The sequence below is a fragment of the Rhizobium sp. SEMIA 4085 genome, assembly GCF_013004495.1.
In the GTDB taxonomy this organism is placed as follows: Bacteria; Pseudomonadota; Alphaproteobacteria; order Rhizobiales; family Rhizobiaceae; genus Rhizobium; species Rhizobium gallicum.
Genome location: NZ_JABEPH010000213.1, coordinates 1 through 10570, shown reverse-complemented (window position 1 = coordinate 10570; position 10570 = coordinate 1). Strand labels below are relative to the sequence as shown.

General features: G+C 59.4%; 7 protein-coding genes and 1 pseudogene. 1 reads left to right on the top strand and 7 read right to left on the bottom strand.

Annotated features, from left to right (window positions below; all coding sequences use genetic code 11):
- Positions 1–228: 228 nt before the first annotated feature.
- The 6 genes from C9413_RS20165 to C9413_RS20140 form a co-directional block, all read right to left on the bottom strand.
- Entirely contained in the window at positions 229–1401 is a 1173-nt protein-coding gene (locus tag C9413_RS20165; protein WP_040115157.1) for an ABC transporter permease, read from the bottom strand.
- Entirely contained in the window at positions 1401–2399 is a 999-nt protein-coding gene (locus C9413_RS20160) for an ABC transporter permease (protein WP_040115158.1), read from the bottom strand. The genes C9413_RS20165 and C9413_RS20160 overlap by 1 nt, the downstream gene beginning before the upstream one ends.
- Position 2400: 1 nt before the next feature.
- Positions 2401–4311, bottom strand: coding sequence for an ABC transporter substrate-binding protein (locus C9413_RS20155; RefSeq protein ID WP_040115159.1), 1911 nt, complete (start codon positions 4309–4311; stop codon positions 2401–2403).
- Entirely contained in the window at positions 4305–6200 is a 1896-nt protein-coding gene (locus C9413_RS20150; RefSeq protein WP_040115160.1) for an ABC transporter ATP-binding protein, read from the bottom strand. The genes C9413_RS20155 and C9413_RS20150 overlap by 7 nt, the downstream gene beginning before the upstream one ends.
- Positions 6201–6344: 144 nt before the next feature.
- The gene (locus C9413_RS20145) at positions 6345–7688 is read right to left on the bottom strand and encodes an adenylate/guanylate cyclase domain-containing protein (RefSeq protein ID WP_040115161.1); all 1344 of its coding nucleotides are present in this window, start codon (positions 7686–7688) and stop codon (positions 6345–6347) included.
- Between the two features lie 204 nt (positions 7689–7892).
- Positions 7893–8039, bottom strand: coding sequence for a hypothetical protein (locus C9413_RS20140; protein WP_170250816.1), 147 nt, complete (start codon positions 8037–8039; stop codon positions 7893–7895).
- Positions 8040–8135: 96 nt separating this feature from the next.
- Here C9413_RS20140 and C9413_RS20135 point away from each other — a divergent pair, with 96 nt between their 5' ends.
- Positions 8136–9476 carry a nucleotide sugar dehydrogenase gene (locus C9413_RS20135; protein ID WP_040115162.1) on the top strand — a complete coding sequence of 447 codons (1341 nt, stop codon included), beginning with the start codon at positions 8136–8138 and terminating at the stop codon, positions 9474–9476.
- Here C9413_RS20135 and C9413_RS20130 read toward each other — a convergent pair.
- Positions 9466–10570, bottom strand: a pseudogene (locus C9413_RS20130) (DUF3095 domain-containing protein); the annotation flags it as partial. The gene C9413_RS20135 and the pseudogene C9413_RS20130 overlap by 11 nt on opposite strands.

Genomic DNA, 10570 nt, shown 5'->3' with positions numbered 1-10570 from the left:
ACATGATCGGGACACAGAGGCCACGATCGTACTCGACTAGCGCCTGTGCAATTGTCCGCCAGCGGCGCAGGGGGCCGAGGCCGATCTTATCGTGGCTGTTCATCAGAATGCGAGCATCTTCCACGCGTCTGGCCATGGTTATTTGCTTCGGGGCGAACGACATATTAGGCCCCCAGTCTTCCGGAGGGCGAGACACGGCAGAGCGGCAAATCTCCACCAAGCCTGCTGCTATTTGTAGGGATCTGCTGCATCGCGCAACCCATCTCCCAGAAAGTTGAAGGCCAAAATGACAAGAACCACTGGAATAATCGGGAAAAGCAGCCACGGATAAAAGGCAATGACGCTGACGCTCTTGGCCTCGGTGAGCAAGATACCCCAGCTGGTGATCGGCGGCCGAAGGCCGAGCCCTAGAAAAGAAAGCGCCGTTTCGCCGAGGATCATGCCCGGGATCGAGATCGTCGCCGAGGCAATCAGATGCGACATGAAGCCGGGAACCAGATGCCGCGCGATGATGCGGGGCGTGCTTGCCCCCATCAGTTGGGCAGCCTGCACGTAATCCTCTTCGCGCAGCGCCAGAAGCTTGGAACGCACAGCACGCGCAAGCCCGGTCCAATCGATGATGCCGAGGATTACGGTAATACCGAAATAGATGACGATCGGGCTCCACGTCACCGGCATGATGGCTGCAAGAGCCATCCATAGCGGCAGGCTCGGCAGCGACTGCAGCACCTCGATCACCCGCTGGACGATCAGGTCGAAGACGCCGCCCCAATAGCCGGCAAGGCCGCCGATGACGATGCCGAGCACGAAGCTGATCGCGATGCCGATCAGGCCGATCGTCAACGAAATCCGGGCGCCATAGAGGATACGGGAGAGCACGTCGCGGCCGAGGCGATCGGTGCCGAGCAGGTACATTTGGCCGCCTTGTGCCGGGCAGACAAGATGCAGATCGGACTGAACGAGGCCCCAAAACTTATAGGAATCGCCACGGCAGAAGAAGCGGATCGGCTGAACGTCGTTAGGATCGTCGGTGTAGATCCGGCGCAGCGTGTCAAGGTCAAGTTGCATCTTGCGGCCGTAGACGAAGGGACCGACCAATTCTCCCTTGTCGAAGAGGTGGACGCGCTGGGGCGGGGAATGGATGTAGTCGACATTGCGCGTGTGCAGGCCGTAAGGCGCCAGAAACTCAACGACCAGTATCATCAGATAGACGACAAGCAAAAAGATGCCGGAAGCAAGCGCCAGACGGTGCTGCTTGAACTTCCACCACATCAGCTGCTTTTGGGAAGCAAGGTGAATACGCGAACTGGCAGCCGCCATCGTTTCCGTGGCGACAGGATCGAAGGGTGCGGTCGAGACATAGTGCTGCAGGGGAGCGCCGGGCGGTGGCAAGGGCGACATTATTTGGTGCTCCTGCCTTGCAGACGGATGCGCGGATCGAGGAAGCCGAGGGCGATGTCGGAAATCAACACGCCGATGACGTTCAGGAAGGCAAGGAACATCAGGAAGGAACCGGCAAGATACATGTCCTGGCTCTGCAGTGCCTTGATCAGCATTGGGCCGGTCGTTTCGAGCGACAGCACGATGGCAACGATCTCGGCGCCGGAGATGATCGACGGCAGGATCGAACCGATGTCGGCGACAAAGAAGTTGAGCGCCATGCGCAGCGGATATTTGATGAGCGCACGGGTCGGATGAAGACCTTTGGCGCGCGCAGTCGTCACATACTGCTTCTGCATCTCATCCAGCAGATTGGCACGAAGGCGGCGGATCATGCCGGCCGTACCCGCCGTGCCGACGATGATGACAGGGATCCAGAGGTGGGACAGGATCGAGCGCGCCTTCTCCCAGCTCATAGGCTCGGAGAGATATTTCTGGTCCATCAGATGACCGATCGAGATGCCGAACCAGATATTGGCGAAATACATCAGGATGAGTGCCAGCATGAAGTTCGGAATGGCAATGCCGAGCAGCCCGAGAAACGTCAGCCCGTAGTCGCTCCAGCTATATTGATGGGTAGCGGAATAGATGCCGATCGGAAAAGCAATCAGCCACGTCACCAGGATGGTCGTGAAGGAAACGAGGATCGTCAGCCACAGGCGGTCGCCGACCACTGCGGAGACCGGCAGTTGGTATTCGAACGAATAGCCGAAGTCGCCGTGCAGCATGCCGCCGACCCAATAGAAGTAGCGGATGATCGCCGGTTTGTCGAAACCGTATTGCTGCCGCAGCTCTTCGATTTCCTGCAGGTTCGCGCTCTCGCCCTGCGCGCGCAGCTCGGCGATCTGGCTTTCGAAGAAATCGCCCGGCGGCAACTCGATGATTGTAAAGACGAGCGCCGAAATCACGAGCAGCGTCGGGACCATGGCGGCAATCCGCCAGAGAATATATCTCAGCACGTCACGCCTCCTTCAGCCAGAAAGCATCCGGCATGTAAATGCCGAGATAAGACGTTGGATCGAAGCCGTAGAGCGCCCGCTCCGGCACGTTCTGCATCTTGGCAGAACGCAGGATCGGCTGCAGCGCGCCGTTGATGAGCCCGATCGAAAACACCTGCTGCGTATAGATCGACAGCATCTTGTGCCAGATCGCTTCGCGCTTGCGGAAATCGGCAGTGGCACCCCACTGTTTCAGGAGGTCGACGAGCTCGACCGCTTCAGGCAGGTCGGGGGCGCTGCCTTCCTGGCCGGCGGACAGATAGTACATGCCCCAGATCGGCCATTGCAGCTGATCGTCGACGGTCGGCGCCAGCTGGCTTGGCGCCATGTCGGCGGTCGGAACGCCGTTTTCAATGCCGAACCATGTCGACATCATGATCGTGCCGCTCATGGCGCGGCTCTGGAAGACGTCACGCTGCGACGTTCGCGTGTAGAGCGCAAGCCCGATATTCTTCCAATGATCGTGGACGAGTTCGAGCACGTCGGTATCGAGTGTGCTTTCTCCGGCAGTTTCGACGGTGATCTCCGCTCGCCGTCCGTCCGGCAACAGACGGAAACCTTCGCCGTCACGCGCTTTCAGACCCAGTTCGTCAAGCAGGCGGTTGGCTTCATCCGGATCGAATTGAATGAAGGCGTCGGCGTATTCTTGCTTATAAAGCGGGCTGTCCTGCAGAACGGTGTCGGCGCTCGGCTTGCCGAGCCCGTAAAAGGCGACCATGTTGATTTCATGCCGGTCGATCGAAAGTGACAGCGCCCGGCGGAAGCGAACGTCGCGGAAGAGCTTGCGCCAGGTTTCGTCGGCGCAATTGAGGTTCGGGAGCAGCGCGATCCGCGATCCACGCGCCTGTTTCCAGAGATTGACCTTGACCGGGAAGCGCTTCTCGGCCTCTTTGAGGAAGGTATAGTCGTTGAAGTCGATGCCGGTCGCCTGCAGGTCGGATTCCCCCGCACCCGCCTTGGCCGCGATGATCGACGACGAGCTGACGTTCAGGATGAAGCGGTCGATATAGGGCAATTGCATGCCGTTTTCATCGACGCGATGGAAGAACGGATTGCGCACGAAAACGAATTGGTCGGCTGGCGGTGCTGTCGTGTTGCGCCACGGATCGAGTGTCGGCAGCTCCGGATTTTCCGGACGCGAGGCGCGCGACATCTTGATGTGCAGATCAACCCACTTCTTCACCCGGTTTTCCCGCATGAGTGCGGAAAGCCGGAAGTCATCCTGGTATTTTTTGTGGAACTGCTTGAGATAATGGGCGGGACCGAAGATGACGAGCGGTAACGGGCCGGCGAGCGCCGGCAGGAAATTCGGGTTGGGCTTGTCCCAACTGTAGCGGACGGTGAATTCGTCGAGCACCTCGAACTGCGGAAGCACGCCGTGCGGGCGCAGCTCCAGCGCACCGCCCCCGGGTGTCAGTGATTTGTTGGAAATGACGTCTTCCCACCAGTAACGGAAATCGTCGGCCGTGAAGGCATGCCCATCTGACCACTTGTGGCCCTGGCGCAGGTGGAAGGTGAAGATGCTATCGTTTTCCGATGTATAGCCGCCGAGAATGTCGGCCTGGAAGCGCAGGTGCTTGTCATACCCGACAAGGCGCGAATAGCCGTAAACGGTCATGTAGCGGATGTCGCGCGCCGCGCCGATGATGGTGCGTACAGAACCGCCGTAGACGCCTGGGGTCAGACCGGCCTCTTTCATGTTGATGATGCGCGGATGCTTCGGCAATCGCTCGGGCATTGGCGGAATGCGATCTGCTGTCAAAAGGTCGCGCAGGAATTCCGGCTCGATATCGCGGTCGCCCATATCACGTGCAGCAGCCGGTCCGACGGCTGCGCCAAGCAGGCCGCCGAGAAAGGTTCGGCGGGTTACCATGCACGCAGTTCCTTTGCATCTGCACCCTTGCGGGCGCGCACTAGATGACCATTGCCGAGATCGGCATAGGCAAGTTCGGACGCATCGTCATGTTCGGCGGTAAAGGTGATGCCCCAGTTTTGTTTGTCGGCGGCGCCATTTTTGCGCAACGCTTCGAAATCGAGTGGCCGGTCGAGATCGGGGAAGGGGACGGCGGCAAGCAGTGATTTCGTGTAGGGATGCACCGGATCCCGCAAGATGATCTCGCGAGGGGCGATTTCAACGATGCGGCCCTTGCACATCACGGCGATGCGATCGGCCATGTAGTCGACGACGGCGAGATTGTGCGAAATGAAGAGGTAGGTCAGGCCGAGCTCTTTTTGCAGATCCTTGAGTAGATTGAGAATTTGCGCCTGCACGGAAACGTCGAGGGCGGAGACCGGCTCGTCCAGGATGATGAGTTTGGGACCAAGAGCTAGGGCTCGAGCAATGCCGATGCGCTGGCGCTGCCCGCCCGAGAAGCTGTGCGGATAGCGGCTCAGGTAACGCCGGTCGAGGCCGATGGCGCCCATCAGCGCTTCGACCTTCTGCTTGCGTTCGGCGCTGTCCCCGCGATCGTGGATTTCCAGCGGCTCGCTCAGGATGTTGCGCACAGTCATGCGCGGCGACAGCGACGAGACCGGATCCTGAAACACCATCTGGATCTTGGTGCGTAGTGCCTGCAAATCGTCGCCCTTGACGGAAAGCACGTCGATCACGTCCTTGCCGTCATTGAAGATCACCGAGCCGCCATCGGGCGTGATTGCGCGCATCAGGATCTTGCTGACGGTGGTCTTGCCGCAGCCCGACTCGCCCACGAGCCCCAGACATTCGCCGCGCCGGATATCGAAACTGACGTCGTCGACCGCCCGCACGACTGCCGCTTCACCTCTACCGAAAAGACCGCGCTTGCGCGTCGCAAACGTCTTCGAGAGATTGTTGACCGAAAGCAAAAGCTTCGGCCCGTCCGCACCCACCATTTGCTTTTTGCCGAGGAACGATTCCAGATTGACTGGAACATCGCGCAGCGCCTTTAGCCGCTCGCCTGGCTTCATGTCAAAATGCGGCACGGCAGCCATCAGACCTTTGAGATATGGATGCTGCGGATCACGAAATATTGCATTGACGGGTCCAGCTTCCAGGATTTCGCCGTGATAGATCACGACGACCTCGTCTGCCATATTGGCGACGACGCCGAGATCGTGAGTTATAAGCAGCATCGCCATGCCGAGCTTATGCTGGAGGTCGCGCAGCAGCTCGAGAATTTGCGCCTGGATCGTCACGTCGAGCGCCGTGGTCGGTTCGTCGGCGATCAGCAGAGCAGGCTTGCAGATCAGCGCCATTGCGATCATCGCGCGCTGGCGCATGCCGCCTGAAAGCTCGAACGGATACATGTCGTAGGTGCGCTGCGGATTGGCAAATCCGACCAGCCCGAGCATCTCCTCGGTTCTTTGGCGTGCCTCGATCTTGTCGGCATCGGTGTGGATCAGCAGCGCCTCGCTGATCTGGTTGCCGATGGTGTGGAGCGGCGAGAGCGACGTCATCGGCTCCTGGAAGATCGTCGCCATGCGCTTGCCGCGCAAATCCCGCATTTCCTCGCTGTCGCGGCCGAACTGCAGGATATCGGTGGTCTCGCCATTAAGCGGATCGGTGAAGAGAATGCCGCCGGTGGCCTTTGCGGCGTTCGGCAGGATGCCCATGATCGACTGGCTGATGACCGATTTGCCGGAGCCGGATTCACCGACAAGTGCGGTCACCTTGCCCGGAAGAATGCGCAGTTCAGCATTCTTTACAACGCGCAGCTTGTCTCCGAACACTGAGAATGAGACGTCGAGATTCTCGATGCGCAATAAGTCGGACGCGGACGCCATACCAACGATATTCCCAGTCTCTTTTGTGTTCCCGTTAAGGCACACTACCGTACCGCAATCGGGGTGTCCAGTTGATGACGGGGCATGGGGGAGCCGACACATTTCGCCTGATTACAAAAGCAAAACAAGCATTTCAGCCGCAGCTTACTGAACGAAACCCTCAGCCGTCGCCCGCTTGGCCTGCTTCTTGGCATCCCGGTGGAGGAGGATGACCTGTTCGGCTTCGGAAAGGCCATTCGGCGCGACTTCGCGGAAATCCCCGTCGATGGCGCGCGCCGGTGCGGGCGCGCGCGGCTGAAGGATCGTCACCTTTTGGCGGATGCCGCGCAGCTTCTCTTCACCAAGCGTCGTCCATTCACCGCCGCAGTAACCGGCAAACGCCTGGCTGGCGACGACCTCGCGATTGTACTTCTTCGTCAGCGCCTGAAGACGCTGGACTTCGTTGACGGCCGAACCGAAGGCCGAAAACGTCAGGCGGTCCTTGAGGCCGACATTACCGAGCATCACATTGCCGATATGCAGTCCGATGCCGTAATTGATCGCGCCAAGACCTTTTTCGGCGCGTTCGGTGTTGAGCTCGGCAACGCGGGCCTGCGCCTGATGGACGGCAGAAAGGGCCGCCTGCGAGGCGATCTTCGACGGATCCTTATGACGGCCGCAGGGGTAGACGGCGAGAAAGCCGTCACCGAGGAAACTTAAGATTTCGCCGCCGTTGCGGTTGAAAGGTGCTGCAATCGCGTCGAAGAACTCGTTCAGCGTGTCGATGTAGGCCTGACGGCCTTCCTTTTCGGCATACATCGTCGACTGGCGCATGTCGCCCATGACAAGGGCGGCCCGAATCGTTTCGCCGTCGCCGCGGCGGATCTGGCCGTTCAGCACGCGCTTGCCCGCGTCGCCGCCGAGATAGGTCGTCAACATGTTGTTAGCGAGCTTGCCAAGCACGGCCATCTTGGCGGCGACGGCCAGGTGGTTCTGCATACGCAGCAGCGCATCGATCATGTCGTCGGAAAAACCAAAATGATTGTCCGTCGACCACGAGCCCATCATGCCCTGGACGGAACCGTCGCCGAAGGGCTGCACGAAGGCGAGATAGTCGGTGATCTTCTCGGCGCGCAGGTCCTCGAAAATCGGGAATTCCGCAGCGCCATCAAGCGAGATGCGGCGGCGGATATGCTGCAGATTGTTGTCGAGAAGATAGTAATACGGGCTTTGGAGAAAGCGGTCGGGCTTTGCGCCCACCGAATGGCGGTAGCCTTCGATCGTGACGCCGCTCGCACGCCGCCAGGTGAAGCCCAAAGCGTCATAGAGCGGATGGAGCATCGAAAAGGTCAGGTGCACGCGCGCGATCGGGAGACCGGCGGCGGCAATCCGCTCGCAGAACCCGCGAACGATGTTTTCGAGATCATCACCGGCAAGCGAGGAATTTGTCAGCCATTCGGCGACGCGGTCCAGAAGGATGGAGGACACGCTGGATTCGATCGTGCTCATTCTTGGTATTATCCTCATAAAGCACGTCCGTTCCTGAAAACGATAGAAAAACCGGCCCGCGGCACTGTCGTGCGCAGGGCGGAAATTCAAGATGGACGAGCGGTATTATCGTGTCAACGATCTGCCGAGGAACCGGCAGACGTACCTGTCAAACCCACAAAAACCGGGAGGACGGGCAGCCCTTTCCGTAATCACTTATTCGATTTAAATAGGCGCGCCGGGAATGCGAAACAATGGCATCGACGCATTTTTCTCCGCTTGGACAATCATCTCGAGCAGCTTGCGAGTCTTTTCGGTCACACCGCAAAGACCTGCTTTGGCAGATCCGGCAAATGCGGGCAAGGCGATCACGCCGGCTTCACATCACCGTTGGAAGACGGCGGGTTTCAATCTCGGCGATCTTGCATTATCTGACCGCCTAACTTCCTCTTATTGAAGAGACCTGTCTTGGCCAGCCCATCCTCCTTCGCCGACCTCTCCGCAAAGATCAAAGATCGCTCGGCCCGTGCGGGCATAATCGGGCTCGGCTATGTCGGCCTGCCGCTGGCGATTGCAGTTGCGCGAAGCGGTTTTGAAGTGACCGGCTTCGACATTGATCCGAAGAAGATCGTAGCGCTCGATGCATGCAAATCCTATATCGACGCGGTGGCAGACGCGGCATTGACCGCCGAGAGGGAGGCGGGCCGCTTCTCCGCGACGACGGACTTTGCTGGCCTTGCAGCCTGCGACGTCATCGTCATCTGCGTGCCGACGCCTCTTACGAAGCATCGCGATCCGGATCTTTCTTATGTCGAAGCGACGTCATGCTCTATCGCAGCGCATCTTCGTGCCGGTCAGCTCGTCGTTCTGGAATCGACGACCTATCCCGGCACCACGGACGACGTCGTGAAGGTCATCCTGGAAAAGACGGGCCTGAAATCGGGCGTGGATTTTTTTGTCGGCTTTTCTCCAGAGCGCGAGGATCCCGGCAACCAGCACTATCACACCGCGACCATTCCGAAGGTGGTCGCTGGCGACGGCGCGGAAGCCCTGGGCCTGATGAAAGCCTTTTATGGCGCGGCGGTGAAAACCGTGGTTCCGGTTTCTACCAATGCGACGGCCGAAGCGGTGAAGCTTACGGAGAACATCTTTCGCTCGGTCAATATTGCACTCGTCAATGAGTTGAAGACCGTTTATGCGGCGATGGGCATCGATGTCTGGGAGGTGATCGACGCGGCCAAGACCAAGCCGTTCGGCTATATGCCGTTCTATCCTGGCCCCGGACTCGGCGGCCACTGCATTCCGATCGATCCGTTCTATCTGACATGGAAATCCCGCGAATACGAACTGCCGACCCGCTTCATCGAACTTGCAGGGGAGATTAATTCGGCGATGCCGCGCTATGTCGTCGGCAAGCTTGCAGAAGCACTGGATATCCGTTGCGGGAAGGCACTGAGCCGCAGCAAGGTTCTGGTCCTCGGTCTTGCCTACAAGAAGAATGTCGCAGATATCCGCGAGAGCCCGTCGCTACGCTTGATCGAGATCATTGAGGAGCGCGGCGGCAAGGCGGATTATCACGATCCGTTTGTGGCCGAAATTCCGCCGACCCGCGAACATCAGGCCTTGAAGGGACGCAAATCCGTGGCGCTGGCGCCGGAGATCTTGTCAGATTACGACGCTGTGCTGGTCGCAACCGATCACGACCAGGTCGATTACGCCACGCTTGTCAAAAACACGCCGCTGATTGTCGACACGCGAAACGTCTTCAAGCGTCTCGGCCTTTCGGCAGGTCACGTCATCAAGGCGTGACGCCTGCCGCCGAAACAGCCTTGCGGGTGATCTTGGCGGCGGCAACGGCATAGCCGCCGTTTGCGCCATCTATGAAATGCATGTGGTCGCGTGAGAGCGGCGTCGGCACGAAACACGTCATTAGCGCTGATTTCTGCCGATGCAGGCCATAGCGGGCAATGCCGCCGGCTTGCGCTTGATCGAGCAGCTTTTCGATCCGCTTCAAACGTGCGGCATCTACATCGATCGTCATCTTCAGCCCGTCGTCGAATTTGCGGAAATCGGAGTTTCCGGCAACGTCCTCCTTGTAGCGCTGGGCGTCGAATTTGCCGAGCGGCATCCCGATTTTATAGAGCGCGGAAAGGAGGGCGAGCTGCAGTACGATGAAGAGCTTTGTCAGGAAGCGCTTTCCCTTCGGTGCAGTCACCTTTACTTCGCGATCGATGCCTTTCATCGAAAAGGAAAGCCTGGGACCTTCCGGCGGTATCGGATGGCCGCCTCGGCCATGCTCGGCGGCAATCGCGACGATTGCCGTGACCAGTTGCTGAAACTCCGCGCCTGCGCCCATTGCGCCGGCAACGGCAATGATGGAGACGATTTCTCCATGTCGCGATTCAATCGGGTTCCAGCGGCAGGAGAGGCCGGCGAGGTCCGGCCGGGTGCCTGGTGCTGCGCGCGCAACGGCGTAGTTGCCGTCTTTCATCTGCCGTTCGGCCCAGCTGTTGCCGCCTCCTGAAAACATCGCGTAGCTGACGTAGGGGCTGGCGGAATAACGTGCGATCATGACATCGAGACCTTCGCGGCGGATATCGGCGAGCGGCACGACGGCGGCGCGCAAGATGAAGCCGAGCTCTTCTTCGGCCCAGATCTGTACGGCTGCGAGAGCATCGCGCGCAATCATTTCGAGTGATCCCGGCAGAGCGATGAGTGCCCCGTCGCCACCGAAGACGAAGGGATAATCGCCCTTGCTGACGGCATTCAAGACGGCGGAGATAACAGAGGCGCCCGCCATGTTGACGTCCTTGTAGCGTCCGGCCTCGATCGCCTGCGTCCACCCCTCGAGATCCGCAAGCCCCACACTCCAGCCGTCCGGCACTTGCCGTTAGTTTCCAGCC